Consider the following 18,008-nt stretch of genomic DNA (forward strand, 5'->3'; position numbering starts at 1 on the left):
CGGCACGACGAGCGCGAGAGCAGGAAAGGGGCCCCATGACCGCCACGACCCCATACCCTCCGGACCCCCACGCCCCGCACAACGAACTGCCCGGCCTGATCATGGCCCGCGAGATGGCCGAACAGCCCGCCGTGCTGCGCCGGATCCTCTCCCACGGCGCCCCCGTCATCCGCCGGGTCGCCCGGGAGATCGCCGCCCGCGCACCCCGCTTCGTCCTGCTCACCGCCCGTGGCACCTCCGACAACGCCGCGCTCTACGCCAAGTACCTGCTGGAGATCCGCCTCGGCCTGCCCTGCGGTCTTACCTCGATGTCGACCACCACCGCCTACGGCGCCCGCCCCGACCTCGCCGACGTCCTCGTCATCACCGTGAGTCAGTCCGGTGGTTCCCCGGACCTGGTCGCCTCGACCCGGGCCGCCCGCGAGGCCGGCGCGATCACCCTCGCGGTGACCAACAACCCCGACTCTCTGCTGGCCGCCGTCTCCGAGTACCACCTCGACATCATGGCCGGACCGGAGAGGGCCCTCCCCGCGACCAAGACCTATACGGCCTCCCTTCTCGCCCTGTATCTCTTCGTCGAGGGGCTGCGCGGCGGCGACGGCGCCCCCGCCGAGGCACTCCCGGACCTCGCCGAGCAGACACTCGCCCGGCAGGACGAGATCCGCGCTCTCGCCGCCCGCTACCGCTTCGCCGAACGCATGGTGATCACCTCCCGTGGCTACGGCTACCCCACGGCCAAGGAAGCCGCCCTCAAGCTGATGGAGACCAGCTACATCCCAGCCCTCGCCTACTCCGGCGCAGACCTCCTGCACGGCCCGCTCGCCATGGTCGACAACGTCTCCCCGGTCATCGCGGTCGTCACCGACGGCAAGGGCGGCGAGGTGCTCCAGCCCGTCCTCGACCGGCTCCGCGGCCGTGGAGCCGACCTGGTCGTCATCGGCGCCCGGCACCAGGTCGAGCAGGCTTCAGCCGGCTTCGTCCTGCCCACCGAGGGAGTGGCCGAGGAGGTCCAGCCGATCCTGGAGATCCTCCCGCTCCAGCTCCTGGCGTACGAGGTCACCATCGCCCGGGGGCAGGACCCGGACGCGCCGCGCGCCCTGGCGAAGGTGACGGAGACGCGCTGAGCGCGGGCGCTCCGAGCGCCGCATCCCTGGTGCCTTTCGGCAGGGCCGCTACGTCAGTGACCCCCCGGTCGCGTCCACCCAGCTCCCGGTCACCCATCGGCCCGCGTCCGAGGCCAGGAACGCCACCACGTCCGCCACATCGGCCGGTGTCCCCACCCGGCCCAGTGCCGAATATGCCTCGGCCTGGGCCCACCCGCCCTCGGTGCCATGCAGGAACTCGGCGGTGTTGTCCGTGTCTATGATCCCGGGCGCCACCGAGTTCACCGTGATTCCGCGGCTGCCCAGCACCTTGGACAGGTCCCGCGTGAAGACGTCGAGCGCCCCCTTGGTCATGGCGTACGCCATCTTGTCCGGCATCGCCGCGGTGCGTGCCAGGCCCGAGGAGATGTTGACGACCCGGCCGCCGTCCCGCAGCCGGCCGAGGCCGTGCTTGACGATGAAGTGGGGCGCCTTCACGTTCACCGCGAAGACCCTGTCGTACTCCTCCTCTTCGATCTGCCCGAGGTGTGACGACGTGCCGATCCCCGCGTTGTTGACGAGGATGTCCAGCCCGTCCGCGTGCCGGTCGAACTCCTCCCACAGCGCCTCGGCGTCTCCCGGCGCCCCCAGTTCGACGCCGATCGTGAACGCCGAGCCGCCGGCCGCCTCGATCGCGGCCACCGTCTCCTTCGCCGCCGCCTCGCTCCTGCCGTAGTGCACGCCGACCCGCGCGCCGTCACGCCCCAGTCGCTCGGCGATCCCACGCCCGATCCCCCTGCTCGCCCCAGTGACCAGAGCCGTCCTGCCCGCAAGCGCACCCATGCCGGCGCCCCCTTCGCATTTACCTAGCGGTCGTTACAGAAATGACCGTAGATCACGCCGCTGACATTTGTCTAGCGCCCGCTATAAAATGCACTCCATGGTGAGCAACAAGGAGAGCGAGGGGGCCGGGGCGACGGCCCGTCCGGCATCCAAACCCCGCGGCCGCCCCCGCTCCTTCGACCGCGAGACCGCCCTGGAGAAGGCGATCCGCGCTTTCTGGGAGCACGGATACGAGGCGACCTCCGTCTCCGACCTCACACGCGTCATGGACATCGGAGCCCCGAGCCTCTACGCGGCCTTCGGTGACAAGCAGTCCCTCTTCGAGGAGGCCGTCCGCGAGTACGGCGTGCGGTACGGCGCCTTCGGTGATCGCGCCCTCGCCGAGGAACCCACCGCCCGTGCCGCCGTGGGGCGGATGCTGCACGAGGCCGCGTCGGAATACACCGACCCGACCCGTCCGCACGGCTGCCTGATCGTCCACGCCGCGACCAACTGCTCGACGCCCGAGGTGGAGGAGTCGCTGCGAGAACGGCGCAACGCCAACATCGCCGCCATCCGGAGCCGTATCGAAGCGGATGTCGCCACCGGCGTCCTCCCCGCCGAGGTCGACACCGCCGCCCTCGCCCGGCATGCCGGCGCGATGATCCAGGGCATGTCACAACAGGCGCGCGACGGGGCGAGCCGGGAGGAACTGGAGGCGCTCGCGGAAATTGCCATGGCCAACTGGCCCCGCACATGAACCCACACGGGTTAGGCTGCGTGTTGGATACCAGGGCGTCCTACTAGTACTCCAACTGGTCGGGGCCCGCGAAGAAGCGTCAACAGCAAACAGGCTTCAACGCATGGACACACGAGAGTGGTCTAGTCCACAATTGCGGGGAGTGCGTAGTACGAGAACGCACCGACTTCCGTCTTCCCCGCACAGGAAGACGGACCGAGGAACCGGAGCTCTCTGCCCTGACTGCCCCGGCTCCTCATCCTTCGGCCGACCGGGACCGCACACCCCACGGCCGATGTTGCTCCGGGCTGCGGTGCCGGGAGGGCTGAGGGTCCCTCTCAGGCGCCGCGGCCCGCGGGTGTTTCCGGGGCCGGATCGCCTCCTGTAGTGGCTGGTTTCGAACGATCTCCGTACCGCCAGGTACGCTCGGCCACGTGCCCTCCATGAACGAACTCGTACGCCAGCACACGGCCCTCGACGACTCCGACCTCGAGTGGCTCCACCTGCTGGTCTCGGAGTGGCAGCTGCTCTCCGACCTCTCCTTCGCCGACCTCGTCCTGTGGGTCCCCACCAGCGACGGCACCCGCTATGTCTCCGTCGCGCAGATGCGGCCCAACACCGGCCCGACCTCGTACCAGGACGACATGGTCGGCCACCTCGTCCCGCGCGGCCGCCGCCCGATGCTGGACGCCGCGCTCGACGAGGGCCGGATCGTGCGGGAGGGCGACCCCGAATGGCGCGAGGAGGTGCCGGTCCGCGTCGAGTCGATTCCGGTACGACGGGACGGGCGCGTCCTGGGCGTCATCGCGCGCAACACCAACCTGCTGACCGTCCGCACCCCGAGCCGGCTGGAGCTGACGTACCTCCAAAGCGCCTCGGACCTCGCGCAGATGATCGCGGCCGGCGCGTTCCCGTTCGCCAATCAGCAGGTCGACATGGACGCCTCGCCGCGCGTCGGCGACGGCCTGATCCGTGTCGACGCCGACGGCATCGTCCAGTACGCCTCCCCGAACGCGCTGTCCGCCTACCACCGCCTCGGCCTCGCCTCCGACCTCGTCGGCCACCACCTGGGCAAGACCACCGCCGAACTCGCCCCGACCCACGGCCCGGTGGACGAGGCGCTCGCCAAGGTCGCCAGCGGCTGGGCGCCGCGTGAGTTCGAGATCGAGTCGGGCGACGGCGTCATCCAGTTCCGGGCGATCCCGCTCAAGCCCAAGGGCACGCGCATCGGTTCACTGGTACTGCTCCGGGACGTCACCGAACTGCGCCGCCGCGAGCGCGAGTTGATCACTAAGGACGCGACGATCCGGGAGATCCACCACCGGGTCAAGAACAACCTCCAGACGGTGGCCGCCCTGCTCCGCCTCCAGGCCCGGCGCATCGAGTCCGACCGCGGCCGCGAAGCCCTCGAAGAGGCGGTACGGCGGGTCGGCTCGATCGCGATCGTGCACGAGACGCTCTCCCAGAACCTCGACGAGCGTGTGGAGTTCGACGAGATCGCCGACCGGGTGCTGGCGATGGTCGCCGAGATCTCGCCCGGCAAGGTCGCCGGCCGGCGCACCGGCCGCTTCGGCATCCTCGACGCCGAGGTCGCCACCCCGCTGTCGATGGTCCTGACCGAAATCCTTCAGAACGCCCTGGAACACGGCTTCCGCGAGGGTGACACCGGCACGGTCGAGGTCTCGGCGGTCCGTGGCGGTACGACCCAGCAGGCCCGGCTCCTGGTCACCGTGCAGGACGACGGCGTGGGTCTGCCCGAGGGCTTCGATCCGCATACCGCCGGCAATCTCGGCCTCCAGATCGTACGGACCCTGGTGGAGGGCGAGTTGGGCGGCACGTTCGACATGGTCAGGGCGCCGGAGCGGGGGACCAGGGTGATCCTGGACATCCCGGTGCGCACGCAGAAGTAGTCCACGCGGAAGCTGTTCGAGCGCCGAAGTGGTCCACGCGCACACATGGTCCCGGTGCCGTACACAGCAAAGAGCCCTGGACCATGTGGTCCAGGGCCAGTGCTCGTTGCTGCTCTGCAATCGCTAAGCGCATCGGGGGTACTGCGCGCTGCGGCTCGGGGGCGGGAGATGCGTACTCGCTGTACGCGCCGCCAAGCTCAGGCTGTAGCGGGGCGGGTGTGTCAGGCGGAGGCCTGACGGGCCCGGTTGCGGGCGGCGCGGCGCTTCATGGCGCGGCGCTCGTCCTCGCTGAGACCACCCCAGACGCCGGAGTCCTGGCCGGACTCGAGCGCCCACTGCAGGCACTGCTCCATTACCGGGCAGCGACGGCAGACGGCCTTGGCTTCCTCGATCTGCAGCAGCGCAGGACCGGTGTTGCCGATGGGGAAGAAGAGCTCGGGGTCTTCCTCGCGGCAAACGGCGTTGTGACGCCAGTCCATGGCTGCTACCTCTCCTTGAATATTACTTGCAGGTTGCTTGTGAATGTGAACGCTTTCACGAATCCCTCAACAAGTGAAGGGCCTACCGCCAGGTTCCCTGGCGTGGGTCCTGTGATTTGAAGGGGGATTCCGGTGATCCGTGGAGGCTGGTGTTGCGGGCCGTCCCGATCGCCATGTAGAGACTCGCAAACCTCAGCGACGGATACAACCCCTTCCGGAAAGTTTTTTTTGATTCCTCGGTGTCGACTAGGTCACAGCCGTACTTCCATGGGGTGGATCCTGGCCTAAACGTTCGAGTGAAAGGACTTTAGCCCGTTCCGCTCACACAATCACACGCAGTGCACGGCGTACGCCTGTGAACGTCACGCTCGTACGCAGCCCGAGGTGGTCGCCGTCCATCTGAAGGGGCAACGGGACCTTCGAATGCAAGGTGAACTGGTCCAGGTCGTGGAGGGTGACGGCATGCTTGCCGTGGGCCCCACGGTCGGGGGACGAAGTGAGCAACTGGGTCGCATACCGGGCAACCGCGACCGTGGACATGCGGCTGAGACCGAGTACATCGAGGCCGGTATCGAACGAAGCCTTAGGTGCCGCGTACACAGGACGATTGAGCAGATACGTCCATGGAGCGGTGTTGCAGACTATGGACAGCACCAAATCGGTCACGGGGTCCTGGCCCGGACGCTCCAGGGTGATCGTGCCGTGCCGGCGGTTGGGCTCCTGGAGGAACTGGCGCACCACCTGGCGCAAATAAAGCGCGGGCGTGGACTTCTTGCCCCGCTCTCGCTGCTGCTCGACCCGGCCGATCACGCCCGCGTCGAAGCCGAGCCCCGCGCAGAAGGTGAACCACCGGCCCGGCACGGCCTCGTCCTCGGTACCCGGTGTGCCTGCCGCGATACCCATGCCGACCGTACGTTCCCTGCCTTCGCGCAGGGCGTCGAGCAGGACGCCGGTCGCCTCCACGGCGTCGTTGGGCAGGCCGAGGGCGCGGGCGAAGACGTTGGTGGAGCCGCCGGGGACCACGGCGAGGCGGGGGAGGCGGTCCGGGTCGGGGCCGTTGTGCAACAGTCCGTTGACGACCTCGTTCACCGTGCCGTCGCCGCCGAGGGCGACCACCAGGTCGACGTCGTCGCTGTCCGCGGCCTGTCGGCCGAGGTCGCGTGCGTGGCCGCGGTACTCGGTGGTGACCGCCTCGAGTTTCATCTCGCTGGCGAGCGCATGGATCAGGACATCGCGCGTACGTGCGCTTGTGGTGGTTGCTGCCGGATTGACCACGAGAAGTGCACGCATGAGTGGCAGCGTACCTACTGGGGGGTACCCGGGCACAGGTCGAGGTGGGGATCTAGTAAGAGATCGGGCGTGAGCCTCGACACGGGGGACTCCGTCGCTCGAGCCGCGGTTGTCGATGCCGTCCGCTGAGGGGTGGCGGTGTCGGCGCGGGCCGTGCTGGGGGCTGCCGCCCCCAGACCCCGCTTTGAAGGCCCCTCTTCTCTCGGCCCTCGAGGGGCCTCGTCCTCAAACCCCGGACGGGCTGAGATGGCGCGGGCCGCGTCAGCAGGTGCAGGCGGGAGGGCGGTAGTGCGGAGGGCTACCCTTCAGGGGTGACCAAGGAGCAGACCCCCACCACCCCGGAAACCGCCGGTCCGCGTCCGCGGCGGCTGACGTATGCGGCGGTACTCACCGCGCTGGAAGGGCTGGGGCTCGCCGTTGGGGGTGTCTGGGTGCTCGTGCTGGGGCTCGCCGGGGATCCGGACGATCGGCAGCAGGCCGTCACCCTCGGGGTGACGCTGGTGGTTCTCGCCCTGCTGCCGTTGCTCGCCGCGCGGGGCCTCTTCGCTCAGCGCAGCTGGAGTCGTGGGCCGTCCGTGATCACGCAGATTCTGGCCCTGCCGGTGGCTTACAGCCTGCTCCAGGCCGACAGCATCGCGATTCCGGCGGGCATCGCGCTCGCCATGGTCGCGATCGCCACGCTCGTGTTCCTGATCAACCAGGAGACGACCCAGGCCCTCGGGATCCGGGGGCCCGGTAACGCGCCTGATCAGAAGCAGCGGTAGCGGCAGCGGTTCGGCGGCTTCGGCTCCGAGTCGGCCGTCACTCCTCCACCAGGAGCTTTTCCCGTAGCTGCGCCAGTGTGCGCGCCAGCAGCCGGGACACGTGCATCTGGGAGATGCCGACCTCCTGCGCGATCTGCGACTGGGTCATGTTGCCGAAGAAGCGCAGCAACAGGATCCGCTTCTCGCGCGGCGGGAGGTCTTCGAGCAGCGGCTTCAGCGACTCGCGGTACTCGACGCCCTCCAGCGCCTCGTCCTCCGCGCCGAGGGTGTCCGCGACCGCCGGGGATTCGTCGTCCGTGTCGGGGACGTCCAGGGACAGCGTGGAGTACGCGTTGGCGGACTCCAGGCCCTCCAGGACCTCCTCCTCCGAGATCGCCAGCTTCTCGGCGAGTTCATGGACCGTGGGGGAGCGGCCGTGCTGCTGGGACAGCTCGGCCGTGGCCGTCGTCAGGGCGAGGCGCAGCTCCTGGAGCCTGCGCGGAACGCGGACCGCCCAGCCCTTGTCGCGGAAGTGACGCTTGATCTCGCCGACCACCGTCGGGGTCGCGTACGTCGAGAACTCGACGCCGCGCTCCGGGTCGAAGCGGTCGACCGACTTGATCAGGCCGATGGTGGCGACCTGGGTGAGGTCGTCGAGCGGCTCGCCGCGGTTGCGGAAGCGGCGCGCGAGGTGCTCGACGAGCGGCAGGTGCATCCGGACCAGCCGGTTGCGCAGTTCCGCGTACTCGGTGCTGCCGTCCTGGAGCTTGCGCAGCTCGATGAACATGGCGCGCGCCCCGCTGCGGTCCTGGGGGTCGTGCCGCGTGGCCGGCACGCTGTGCGCGCTCGTCGCCTCGTCCTCGGCGTTTCGCTGGTGCTCGCTCATCGTCCCGCCCGTTGCCCTCTCCCGAGCCCTCGCCTCCACGCGGACTGGGGAGACCCCGATCCGCCCGCCCAGAGGCGCGCCCTGCACGGCACCTTCGTCATCCCGTCCGTCGGCCAGGAAGCCGGCCTCCACGGAGTCGTCCTCCGGGTGTGGCCGGGCCTGCTCGGGGATGGCGTCGATGCCGTCCGTCATGCGTCGGGAACCGCTCGGACCGCTCGGGCCCGCCCCCATGATCTCGGCTCCGTCCGAGCAGGGGGCAGCGCCGTCCGGCAGCTCCCGTGTGCCGCGCTCTTCGTCCCGCACCGGCCCGTCCCCGTTCCTCACGCCGGCCCGGGTCCCGCGCCGCGCTGTTTGTAGAGGCTGATCGAAACGGTTTTGTCCTCGTCCACGGCGGAGGAGACCTTGCCCGCGAGGGCCGACAGGACGGTCCAGGCGAAGGTGTCCCTGGAGGGGGCATGGCCGTCCGTGGTCGGGGCCGAGACGGTGACCTCCAGCGAGTCGTCGACGAGTCGGAAGACACAGCTGAGCACCGAGCCGGGCACGGCCTGCTGAAGCAGGATCGCGCAGGCCTCGTCCACCGCGATGCGCAGGTCCTCGATCTCGTCGAGGGTGAAGTCCAAACGGGCCGCGAGGCCGGCAGTCGCCGTACGCAGCACCGACAGGTAGGCACCCGCGGCCGGCAGCCGGACTTCCACGAAGTCCTGGGTCGCGGGCTCGCCTGCGATCTGGGACACCCTCACCTCCAAGGTGGTACAAGCTTCTCGGGGCCGAGGGTCGCCCCCCGGGGTAACGCGATGTGTGGTTCAGCGGTGACGCTATCGCGCTCTGAACTTTCCTGTCCCCAGGACCCCAACCCCTTGCCGTCACTCACAGTAAACCTGTGGATACGCTCCGTGTCTAGGGGTCTGCGGCTCCAATTGGGAAGAGCGCGCGCCGGGTTGACGTACCCAGACGTCAGACGGTCGAACCGTCCGGATCCAGGGTCACACGAGTACGTGGTCGACGAAGCACCAACGCCATTCCTCGCCCGGCTCGAAGGTCCGCATCACCGGGTGACCGGATTCCTTGTGGTGTTCTGTGGCGTGCCTCCCCGGTGAGGAGTCGCAGCAGCCGACGTGCCCGCAGCTGAGACAGAGCCGCAGTTGTACGGGGTGCATGCCTTCCGCCAGGCACTCCGGACACGTCTCGTTCAGCGCCACGGGTTCCGGGAGCGGCAGCGCGTCGGCGTGCGTGCACTGTTTCATGATTGCCAGGTTACGACGGCGGCGAGGATGGCCGCGCGGAAAAAACGAGGGGCGGGCGAGAAGCATGGACGTGATGCCGCTGCTGTTGCTGGTGGCGGGGAGCGCCGCCGTGGCCGCGGCCGCCAGGCGGTCGCCCGTGCCGGCGCCGCTGCTGCTGGTCGCCGCCGGGCTCGCCGTGTCGTACCTGCCAGGAGTGCCCGAGTACACCCTCGACCCGCACATCGTCCTGCCGCTGGTCCTGCCCCCGCTGCTGCACAGTGCGGCGACGGACAGCTCGTATCTCGATCTGCGCGCTCAGATGCGGCCCGTGATGCTGCTGTCGGTCGGGTACGTCCTCTTCGCGACCTTCGCCGTCGGCTGGGCCGCCTACCTCGTCGTACCGGATCTGCCGCTGACGGCGGCGCTGGTGCTGGGCGCGGTGGTGGCGCCGCCCGACGCGGTCGCGGCGACGGCGGTCGCGCGCCGGGTGGGCCTGCCGTCCCGGATCACCACGATCCTCCAGGGCGAGTCCCTGGTGAACGACGCCACCGCGATCACCGCGTACCGGGTCGCTCTCGCGGCCGCCGTCGGCGAGGGCGCCACCTGGGCCGGCGGGATCGGCGAGTTCCTGCTCGCGGCGGTCGGCGGCATCGGGTTCGGGGTGGTGCTGATGGTGCCGATCCACTGGCTGCGCACGCACGTGAAGGAAGCGCTGTTCCAGAACACGCTCTCCCTCCTGATCCCGTTCGTCGCCTACGCGGCCGCAGAGCAGGTGCACGCCTCCGGAGTGCTGGCGGTCGTGGTCGTCGCGCTGTACCTCGGACACCGCGCGTGGGAGGTCGACTTCGCCACCCGGCTCCAGGAGGAGGCGGTGTGGAAGATGGTCGCGTTCGTGCTGGAGTCGGCGGTGTTCGCGCTGATCGGACTGCAACTGCCGGTGGTCCTGAAGGGCCTCGGGGAGTACGAGGGCGGTCGCGCCGCCTGGTACGCGGTCGCCGTCTTCCTCGTGGTCGTCGTCTCGCGGTTCGTGTGGGTGTATCCGGCGACGTTCCTGCCGCGCATGATGTCGGCGCGGATCAGGGAACGCGAGGGCGGCCTGAGCTGGAAGGCGCCGTTCATCATCTCCTGGGCCGGGATGCGCGGCGTGGTCTCGCTGGCCATCGCCTTCTCGATCCCGCTCACGGTGAACGGCGGCGAGGAGTTCCCCGAGCGCAACCTCATCCTCTTCCTGACCTTCACGACGGTCATCGGCACGCTCGTCGTCCAGGGCGTGACGCTGCCGCCCCTGATCCACCTGCTGAAGCTCCCCGGCCGGGACCTGCGGGCCGAGACCCTCGCCGAGGCCAACGCCCAGGCGCAGGCCTCCCGGGCCGCCGAACGCCGCCTGGAGGAACTCCTCGCCGACGAACGCAACGCCCTTCCCAACCCCCTCGCCGAGCGTCTGCGAGCGGTCCTGGAACGGCGCCGCAACTCCGTCTGGGAACGGCTGGGCCAGGCCAATCCCGTCACCGGCGAGTCCGTGGACGACACCTACCGGCGGCTGTCCCGCGAGGTCATCGGCGCCGAGCGCGCGGTGTTCGTGAAGCTGCGGGACGGCCGCTATATCGACGACGAGATGCTGCGGACGCTGCTGCGCAGGCTGGACCTGGAGGAGGCGGCCGCCTATCGGGAGGCGGCGTGAGGGGCGAACGGGGCCCCGGTGACGACGGCCGCGACCGTCGTGCCGGGACGGAAGGCACCCTCCTCGGCGAGAGCGACAAGCCCGTACAGCAACTTGGCGACATAGAGACGTTCCACGGGCACCCCGTGCCGTTCCTCGAAGTCCTCGGCGAAGGCATCGAGCTCCGGTGTCGTACGGGCGTAACCGCCGAAGTGGAACCGCTCGTCGAGCCGCCAGTCGCCCCGCGGCCCGCCGAACGCCTCGGCCTGCAGCTCCCGTATGTCGTCGGCCAGGAAGCCGCCCTTGAGGACGGGAACGCCCAGGGACAGCCGGCCGGGGCCGAGCCCGGCGGCCAGGCCCGCCAGCGTGCCGCCCGTGCCGCACGCGACCGCGACCACGTCGGCCAGCCCGCGCAGCTCCTCGCCGAGCGCCCGGCACCCGCGTACGGCGAGGGCGTTGCTGCCGCCCTCCGGGACGACGTACGCCCCCCGCGCACCCGCCGCGCTCAGGACGGCCGCCAGCGTTTTTGGCTCGGACTTGCGGCGATACGTCGACCTGTCGACGAAATGGAGCCGCATGCCGTCGGCCACGCAATGCGTCAGCGACGGATTGAGGGGGCGGTCGGCCAGCTCCTGGCCGCGGACCACGCCGACCGTGGGGATCCCGAGGAGGCGGCCCGCGGCGGCGGTGGCGCGCAGGTGGTTGGAGTAGGCGCCGCCGAACGTGACGACCGTACGGCCTGCCGCGGCCGTCAGGTTCGGCGCGAGCTTGCGCCACTTGTTGCCGATCAGCTCCGGGTGGATCAGGTCGTCGCGCTTGAGGAGCAGACGGACGCCGTGCCGCGTGAAGCGCTCGTCCGCGGACTCCTGCACGGGCGAGGGGAGCCGGGGGCGCAGGGCCGTGAGATCGGGGCTGGTCACCTGGCCATTGTCGCCCGGCCCCGTGGCCCCGGCCGCTCTACCGCAAGCGCTCCCGGATCCGTTCGCGCATCCACGCCATCGTGAACCCGCGCGGGTCCACCTTTCCGGGCTGCCACTCCAGATGCCCGATCACCGAGCGCTCCGTCCACCCGTGATGGCGGCAGACGGCCGCCGAGACCCGCTCGATCGCCTCCAGCTGGGGCTCCGGCCACGGGTCCTCGCCGTCACCCAGGTTCTCGCACTCGAAGCCGTAGAAGTGGCGGTTGCCGTCGGTGTTGGCCTCGTTGTCGGCAGGCAGGGCCGTCTCCGCGATGACCGCGCGCAGGACGTCGTCGTCGCCGAGACCGGCGTGGTTGGCGCGGCCGTAGCCGACCAGGTGGACCCTGCCGTCCTTGGTGATGACGCCGTGGCAGAGCGGGCCCGGCAGCCCCTCGTAGCCGTTGCGGCAGAGCTCCACCGTGTGCGCGCTGCCCTTGGTCACCGTGTGGTGGATCATCACGCCGTGGACGGGGCCCCACGGGCCCACATGGTTGCGGTTGTGGTGCTCCTAGTCGCCGACCTCGACGACCGTCGCGCCCTCCGCCTCAAGTCTCTCCAGGAACCTGCTCGCGGACATGGGTGAGGCCATGGCCGCCTCCTTCACGCCGGACGCCGGCCGCCGTGCGCGGCCGCCTCGTATCGGTGCTTTACCGAGAACGGGCAGAGGGGACTCCTCGCCTCGCACGGGGTGCGATGGGTTTCGGACAAGCGGCGTGTCGCGTTCGGGACGACCGTCGTGTTCGCGCGAGTCGGCGTGACGACTGGACAAGGTCCCCCTATTTGCCCAGTCGACGGTGATCCATTCCCGCTCTTTCGGGTAATAGCACCGGCACCCTCAGTAATGCAAGGCTCGGTCGTGGAGATCGCGATGTGCGGCGCCAGAGCGGCGTCGGGGCATGACCGGGAGGGCAATTCCTTATGTCGGTAGGCGAAGAGGTCCGCAGCGAGCAGGGCCAGCCGCAGCAGAGTCTCGGCACGGCGGCCGCGCGGAACCTGGCCACCACGACCAAGTCCGCACCCCAGATGCAGGAGATCAGCTCCCGTTGGCTGCTGCGCATGCTGCCCTGGGTGAATGTGCAGGGCGGCACGTACCGGGTGAACCGGCGTCTGACCTACGCCGTGGGGGACGGGCGCATCACGTTCGTGAAGACGGGTGACCGTGTCGAGGTCATCCCGGCCGAGCTGACCGAACTGCCGGCGTTGCGGTCGTACGAGGACGAGGACGTGCTCTCGGAGCTCGCCCAGCGCTGCCAGCAGCGGGAGTTCACGGCGGGCTCCGTGATCGCCTCGTTCGGCGGCCGGACCGACGAGGTGTACCTGCTGGCGCACGGCAGGGTGGAGAAGCTCGGCACCGGCCCCTACGGGGAGGACGAGTCCCTGGGCGTCCTCGCCGACGGCGCCTACCTCGGTGAGCAGGCACTGCTCGACTCCGACGCCATCTGGGAGTACACGGTCCGCGCGGTCACCGCCTGCACGGTGCTCGTGCTGCCCCGCCAGGACGTCGAACGGGTCGCGGAGCGCGCCGAGTCGCTGAGCGCGCACCTGGAGCAGCTGCGGGCGATCCCCTCGCAGCGCACCAACAAGTACGGCGAGAAGGAGGTCGACCTCGCGGCCGGTCACAGCGGCGAGCCGGACATCCCGCACACCTTCGTCGACTACGAGGCGCGGCCCCGTGAGTACGAACTGAGCATCGCCCAGACCGTGCTGCGCATCCACACGCGCGTGGCCGACCTGTACAACCAGCCGATGAACCAGACCGAGCAGCAGCTGCGGCTGACGGTCGAGGCGCTGAAGGAGCGCCAGGAGCACGAACTCATCAACAACCGGGAGTTCGGCCTGCTCAACAACTGCGAGTACGACCAGCGGCTCCAGCCGCACGACGGTGTACCCAGCCCCGACGACATGGACGAGCTGCTCTGCCGGCGGCGCGGCACCAAGCTGTTCCTCGCCCACCCGCGCGCGATCTCCGCGTTCGGGCGTGAGCTGAACAAGCGCGGGCTCGTTCCCGAGACGATCGAGATCGCCGGCAACCGCATCCCCACCTGGCGCGGTGTGCCGATCTACCCGTGCAACAAGATCCCGGTCACCGACGCCCGTACGACCTCGATCATCGCCATGCGTACGGGTGAGGGGGAGCAGGGCGTCATCGGGCTCCAGCAGGCGGGCATCCCGGACGAGATCGAGCCGAGCCTGTCCTGCCGCTTCATGGGCATCAACGAACAGGCCGTCATCAAGTACCTGGTGACCGCCTACTACTCGGCCGCGGTCCTGGTGCCGGACGCCCTCGGCGTGCTGGAGAACGTCGAGATCGGGCGCTGGCGGTGACCCTGCCCGCCCGGGCCCCCTCCGCCCGACCTCTCGCCGGCGGTGCGCCGTGTCCGGTGTCCCGCGCTTGGGTAGACCCTTCGGGTAGGCGCCCAGCCGTAGCGGAAGGGCCACTGTCCGCAGACTCTCCGAGGCGATGCCATGGGTGAGTTCATGACGGAGACGCAGCAGCGCCCCGCAGGGGCGCGGCCGTCCACCGAGACGCTCGAAAGGCGGACGCCCATCGCGACCGACGGGGACGGCAGTCCGGGTCCACTCGACGGGCCCGAGGCGGCGGTGATCCTGGAGCGCGCGAGGGCGACGGTCGACCCCGAACTGCGCGCCGCCGTGGAGTCGTTGCCGCCTTCCATGCGGCGGATCGCGCGCTACCACTTCGGCTGGGAGCACGCGGACGGCACTCCCGCGGCGGGCAGCGCGGGCAAGGCGATCCGTCCCGCGCTCGTCCTCACCGCGGCCGCCGCGCTCGGCGGACCGAGGGCACGGGCGGCGGCCGTACGGGCGGCGGTGGCGGTCGAACTGGTCCACAACTTCACGCTGTTGCACGACGACGTGATGGACCGGGACACCACCCGGCGGCACCGGCCCACCGCCTGGACCGTGTTCGGCGACGCCGACGCGATCCTCGGCGGGGACGCCCTCCAGGCGCTGGCCCTGCGGCTGCTCGCCGAGGACCCGCACCCGGCGTCCTCCGCGGCCGCCGTCCGCCTCGCGACCTGTGTCGTCGAGCTGTGTGCAGGCCAGCAGGCCGACACGGCGATGGAGAAGCGGGGTCCCGGCGAGGTCGGACTCGACGAGGTGCTGGTCATGGCCGAGGCCAAGACCGGTGCGCTGCTGGGGTGCGCCTGCGCCCTGGGCGCGCTGTACGCGAACGCGGCGGACGAGGACGTGGACGCGCTGGACGCGTTCGGCCGGGAGGCCGGGCTCGCCTTCCAGCTCATCGACGACGTGATCGGTATATGGGGCGACCCGAGCCGCACCGGCAAGCCGGCCGGCGCGGACCTCGCCGCCCGCAAGAAGTCCCTGCCGGTCGTCGCCGCGCTGACCTCCGGTGGTCCGGCGGCGGCGGAACTGGCCGCGCTGTACGAAGCGCCTTACGCCGGGGAGGACTTGCAGCGGACCGCGCTCGCCGTCGAGCGGGCGGGCGGTCGCGACTGGGCGCAGACCCAGGCAGCCGAGCGGATGGCCCACGCCATACAGGAACTGGCCCGCGCGGTGCCCGATCCGGAGGAGGCGGGCGGACTGCTGGCACTGGCCGAGTTCGTGACACGGCGCAGCAACTGAACCGCGGTGAACGAGGACGCGGCGACCGACGGCCGTAACGCCCGAAGCGGCTCAGGCCGACGACTGAGAAGACCCCGGAGCCCTCGGGGCCGTACGGTTCCTGACCCCGTACGGCCGCCGAGCGGCTCCGGACCGGCGGGTCCCGCACATCCCCACGGTGTGCGGGGCTCGCCCCCGCGTGCGCCGATCGGATCTCGACAAACTCGGCTCACGGACGCCACGCGCGCCCGCATCGCCCTACGATCAAGCCCAGTTGACGCGAAGGGGCGGGGAGAAATGGGCGTGGCGATTCGGACGGCGGGCGAAGCGGACCGGGAGCTGGTGGTCCGGCTGCTGGACGCGGCCTTCCAGGACGATCTGGTCAGCGGCTGGGTGTTCCCCGGCGCCGAGTACCGCCGGACCGCCCATCCCAGGCTCATGGCCGCGTTCGCCGACATCGTGGGCGCCGAGGGCCGTATCGACCTCACCGAGGACGGCACGGCGTGCGCGATGTGGCTGTCCGTACCGGCCGACGAGCAGGACCACGACGACGAAGGGCCCGCGCGCCTGCGGGAGGCCGTCGACCCGGAGAACGAGCGCATAGAGCTGATCGGCCGGCTGACGGACGGCATCCACCCGGTGGGCCGCGCGCACGCGTACCTGTGGATGATCGCCACGACGCCCGAGCGCCAGGGCGAGGGGCACGGCACCGCGCTCATCAACGCGGCCCTCGACCGCTGTGACCGGGAGGGCCTGCCCGCCTATCTGGAGGCGACCAGCGAACGCAGCCGGAAGCTGTACGAGCGCCTCGGCTTCGAGCTGGAGGGGCAGCCCCTCGACCTCCCGGACGGCCCCCGGATGTGGCCGATGTGGCGCGAGCCGCGCGGCTGAGCCCAGGTAGCCCGCGACCTGCTTCCCGGGCACGACCGTCACCGCGACCGGTCCACGCGGTGCAACTCCATGGCCTCCCGAGGCCGCCGCGCATGGACCGGGTGAAGGGGGACGGCGCGGTTCCGCGCGCCGGTCGGCGGTGTCGGCCGGCCCCCCTGCCTCGGCGTCCATCGTGCGGAAGAAGGTGAACCCGAGCGCGCCCTCGCGGGGCGAGCACCTCCAAGCCCGCGTCGACGAGGACGGCCCGGCGCTCCCGATCGCCCGGCGGCGGAATCCCCTCTCTCACTTTCACCCGGCCCCGGTAATGCGCTTGCGACCACTACAAGTGATGCACTACAACTGAAGCACTACAATCGAAGTGGTTAACCTCTACGAAAAGAGACCGGCTTGCGAAAGCTCACCTACTTCATCGCCTGTTCGCTCGACGGCTTCATCGGGGACCCGAGCGGAGACGGGTCGGCGATGCTCGCCTTCGTCGACGAGGAGTACCTGGCCTTCCTCAAGGACGAGTATCCGGAGACCCTGCCGACCCACGGCCGTCGGGCGTTCGGCCTCGAAGGCCTGGAGAACAAGGGCTTCGACACGATCATCCAGGGCCGGGGCAGCTACGACCTGGCCCTGAAGGAAGGCGTCACCAGCCCCTACGCCCACCTGCGCGAATACGTCGCCTCACGCACCCTGACCGAGTCGCCGGACCCGAACGTCGAGATCATCGGCGACGACCTGGTCGCCAAGGTGCGCGAACTCAAGGCCGAGGACGGCGACCTGGGTATCTACCTGTGCGGCGGCTCGCAGATCGCGGGTGAACTGATCGACGAGATCGACGAGCTCGTCATCAAGTCCTACCCCATCGTGTACGGCACGGGCATGCCGATGTTCGGCTCGGACTTCGCCGTCACGGAGTTCACCCTGGGCGGGGTGCGGACGTTCGGCAACGGCGCCGTGGTTCGTACGTACAGCAGGAAGCGCTGAGCGGTCTCCCGCCCTACTCTGAGGACATGGGCAGCGAAGAGCTCCACTGTCCCGACTGCGGACAGCCCGTCGAGACGGTCGTCAAGCGCCACAAGACCCTGGGCGCCTGGGTCCCCACCTGGGTGGCCGGACCGTGCCGGAACCCCGAGTGCGGCGCGTACGCCGAGGGCGACGCCGAGCACGGGGGGCACGGACGGCAACACGAGCACCACGAACAGCCCGAGCCACCCACCGCGAAAAATTCCTGAACCTCGTGTCGAGAATTCCGGCGCGGCTCCGACGTCCCCTGTGAGAGCCGCCGAGACCGGTGGCCCGAGCCGACGGAAACCGAAGGAGCGGACTGATGAAGTACCTGGTCATGGTGCAGGGCACGCAGGCGGACTACGAGGCGATGCAGGGCAAGGCGTCCGAGCACTCCGCGGCCTGGAGCCAGGAGGACGTCCAGGCGATGTACGCCTTCATGAGCGACCTCAACAACGACCTCGCCGAGACCGGCGAGATGGTCGACGGGCAGGGGCTGGCCGAACCCGCGAAGACCCGGCACGTCACCCTGGGCGACGACGGCAAGGCGGTCATCACCGACGGGCCGTACAGCGAGACCAAGGAACTGCTGGCGGGCTACTGGGTGCTGGACTGCGCGAGCCTGGAGCGGGTCACGGAGATCGCCGAGCGCGTCCTGAGCTGTCCCCAGCCCGCCGGAGCTCCCGCCTACCCGGTGGTGATCCGGCCCATCGACGACGGCTCCGGGGACGTCTGAGCCGTACGAG

18 protein-coding genes and 1 pseudogene are annotated in these 18,008 nt (G+C 70.1%); 11 read left to right on the forward strand and 8 right to left on the reverse strand.

The genetic code is table 11. The features are described from left to right. Positions 1-35 precede the first annotated feature (35 nt). Positions 36-1,124, forward strand: coding sequence for an SIS domain-containing protein (locus tag ACFU95_RS03380; protein ID WP_383821013.1), 1,089 nt, complete (start codon positions 36-38; stop codon positions 1,122-1,124). A 48-nt stretch (positions 1,125-1,172) separates the two neighbouring features. On the opposite strand, the gene ACFU95_RS03385 is transcribed toward ACFU95_RS03380, so the two are convergent. Continuing rightward, positions 1,173-1,925 (reverse strand): SDR family oxidoreductase, encoded by a 753-nt coding sequence (locus ACFU95_RS03385; RefSeq protein WP_383821016.1) that lies wholly within the window; start codon positions 1,923-1,925, stop codon positions 1,173-1,175. Between the two features lie 97 nt (positions 1,926-2,022). On the opposite strand from ACFU95_RS03385, the gene ACFU95_RS03390 reads away from it, so the two are divergent. Together ACFU95_RS03390 and ACFU95_RS03395 are read left to right on the forward strand one after the other, a co-directional pair. Beyond that, positions 2,023-2,664 carry a TetR/AcrR family transcriptional regulator gene (locus ACFU95_RS03390; RefSeq protein WP_383821019.1) on the forward strand — a complete coding sequence of 214 codons (642 nt, stop codon included), beginning with the start codon at positions 2,023-2,025 and terminating at the stop codon, positions 2,662-2,664. A gap of 422 nt (positions 2,665-3,086) precedes the next feature. After that, positions 3,087-4,553, forward strand: a complete 1,467-nt coding sequence (locus ACFU95_RS03395) for a sensor histidine kinase (protein ID WP_383821405.1) — start codon at positions 3,087-3,089, stop codon at positions 4,551-4,553. 221 nt (positions 4,554-4,774) lie between these two features. Here ACFU95_RS03395 and ACFU95_RS03400 read toward each other — a convergent pair whose 3' ends face one another. Together ACFU95_RS03400 and ACFU95_RS03405 are read right to left on the reverse strand one after the other, a co-directional pair. Beyond that, entirely contained in the window at positions 4,775-5,032 is a 258-nt protein-coding gene (locus ACFU95_RS03400; RefSeq protein WP_016639615.1) for a WhiB family transcriptional regulator, read from the reverse strand. A gap of 321 nt (positions 5,033-5,353) precedes the next feature. Beyond that, positions 5,354-6,322: a diacylglycerol/lipid kinase family protein gene (locus ACFU95_RS03405; protein WP_383821023.1), complete on the reverse strand. Its 969-nt coding sequence runs from the start codon at positions 6,320-6,322 to the stop codon at positions 5,354-5,356. Positions 6,323-6,633: 311 nt separating this feature from the next. Here ACFU95_RS03405 and ACFU95_RS03410 point away from each other — a divergent pair, with 311 nt between their 5' ends. Next, entirely contained in the window at positions 6,634-7,086 is a 453-nt protein-coding gene (locus ACFU95_RS03410; RefSeq protein WP_383821026.1) for a hypothetical protein, read from the forward strand. Between the two features lie 37 nt (positions 7,087-7,123). On the opposite strand, the gene ACFU95_RS03415 is transcribed toward ACFU95_RS03410, so the two are convergent. From ACFU95_RS03415 to ACFU95_RS03425, 3 genes are all read right to left on the reverse strand, one after another. Beyond that, complete coding sequence (locus ACFU95_RS03415) at positions 7,124-8,254, reverse strand: RNA polymerase sigma factor SigF (RefSeq protein WP_383821407.1); 1,131 nt, start codon at positions 8,252-8,254, stop codon at positions 7,124-7,126. Between the two features lie 17 nt (positions 8,255-8,271). Then, entirely contained in the window at positions 8,272-8,685 is a 414-nt protein-coding gene (locus tag ACFU95_RS03420; protein ID WP_004925829.1) for an anti-sigma regulatory factor, read from the reverse strand. 249 nt (positions 8,686-8,934) lie between these two features. Further along, on the reverse strand, positions 8,935-9,195 hold the full coding sequence (locus ACFU95_RS03425; protein ID WP_383821030.1) for a UBP-type zinc finger domain-containing protein: 261 nt from the start codon (positions 9,193-9,195) through the stop codon (positions 8,935-8,937). 64 nt (positions 9,196-9,259) lie between these two features. On the opposite strand from ACFU95_RS03425, the gene ACFU95_RS03430 reads away from it, so the two are divergent. After that, positions 9,260-10,855, forward strand: coding sequence for a Na+/H+ antiporter (locus tag ACFU95_RS03430; protein ID WP_383821032.1), 1,596 nt, complete (start codon positions 9,260-9,262; stop codon positions 10,853-10,855). On the opposite strand, the gene ACFU95_RS03435 is transcribed toward ACFU95_RS03430, so the two are convergent. Continuing rightward, complete coding sequence (locus ACFU95_RS03435; protein WP_383821034.1) at positions 10,837-11,754, reverse strand: 1-aminocyclopropane-1-carboxylate deaminase/D-cysteine desulfhydrase; 918 nt, start codon at positions 11,752-11,754, stop codon at positions 10,837-10,839. The genes ACFU95_RS03430 and ACFU95_RS03435 overlap by 19 nt on opposite strands. 37 nt (positions 11,755-11,791) lie before the next feature. Then, positions 11,792-12,382, reverse strand: a pseudogene (locus ACFU95_RS03440) (N-acetylmuramoyl-L-alanine amidase). A 329-nt stretch (positions 12,383-12,711) separates the two neighbouring features. Between ACFU95_RS03440 and ACFU95_RS03445 the strand changes: the two are divergent. From ACFU95_RS03445 to ACFU95_RS03470, 6 genes are all read left to right on the forward strand, one after another. After that, the gene (locus tag ACFU95_RS03445; protein WP_383821037.1) at positions 12,712-14,118 is read left to right on the forward strand and encodes a family 2B encapsulin nanocompartment shell protein; all 1,407 of its coding nucleotides are present in this window, start codon (positions 12,712-12,714) and stop codon (positions 14,116-14,118) included. A gap of 153 nt (positions 14,119-14,271) precedes the next feature. After that, the gene (locus ACFU95_RS03450; protein WP_383821041.1) at positions 14,272-15,399 is read left to right on the forward strand and encodes a family 2 encapsulin nanocompartment cargo protein polyprenyl transferase; all 1,128 of its coding nucleotides are present in this window, start codon (positions 14,272-14,274) and stop codon (positions 15,397-15,399) included. Positions 15,400-15,675: 276 nt separating this feature from the next. Next, the gene (locus ACFU95_RS03455) at positions 15,676-16,269 is read left to right on the forward strand and encodes a GNAT family N-acetyltransferase (RefSeq protein ID WP_383821043.1); all 594 of its coding nucleotides are present in this window, start codon (positions 15,676-15,678) and stop codon (positions 16,267-16,269) included. A gap of 387 nt (positions 16,270-16,656) precedes the next feature. After that, positions 16,657-17,241, forward strand: a complete 585-nt coding sequence (locus ACFU95_RS03460; protein ID WP_383821046.1) for a dihydrofolate reductase family protein — start codon at positions 16,657-16,659, stop codon at positions 17,239-17,241. A 26-nt stretch (positions 17,242-17,267) separates the two neighbouring features. Continuing rightward, positions 17,268-17,489, forward strand: a complete 222-nt coding sequence (locus tag ACFU95_RS03465; RefSeq protein ID WP_383821048.1) for a hypothetical protein — start codon at positions 17,268-17,270, stop codon at positions 17,487-17,489. Between the two features lie 95 nt (positions 17,490-17,584). Continuing rightward, complete coding sequence (locus ACFU95_RS03470) at positions 17,585-17,998, forward strand: YciI family protein (protein ID WP_383821051.1); 414 nt, start codon at positions 17,585-17,587, stop codon at positions 17,996-17,998. Positions 17,999-18,008 lie beyond the last annotated feature (10 nt).

The organism is Streptomyces sp. NPDC057623 (assembly GCF_042800355.1).
Classification (GTDB): Bacteria; Actinomycetota; Actinomycetes; order Streptomycetales; family Streptomycetaceae; genus Streptomyces.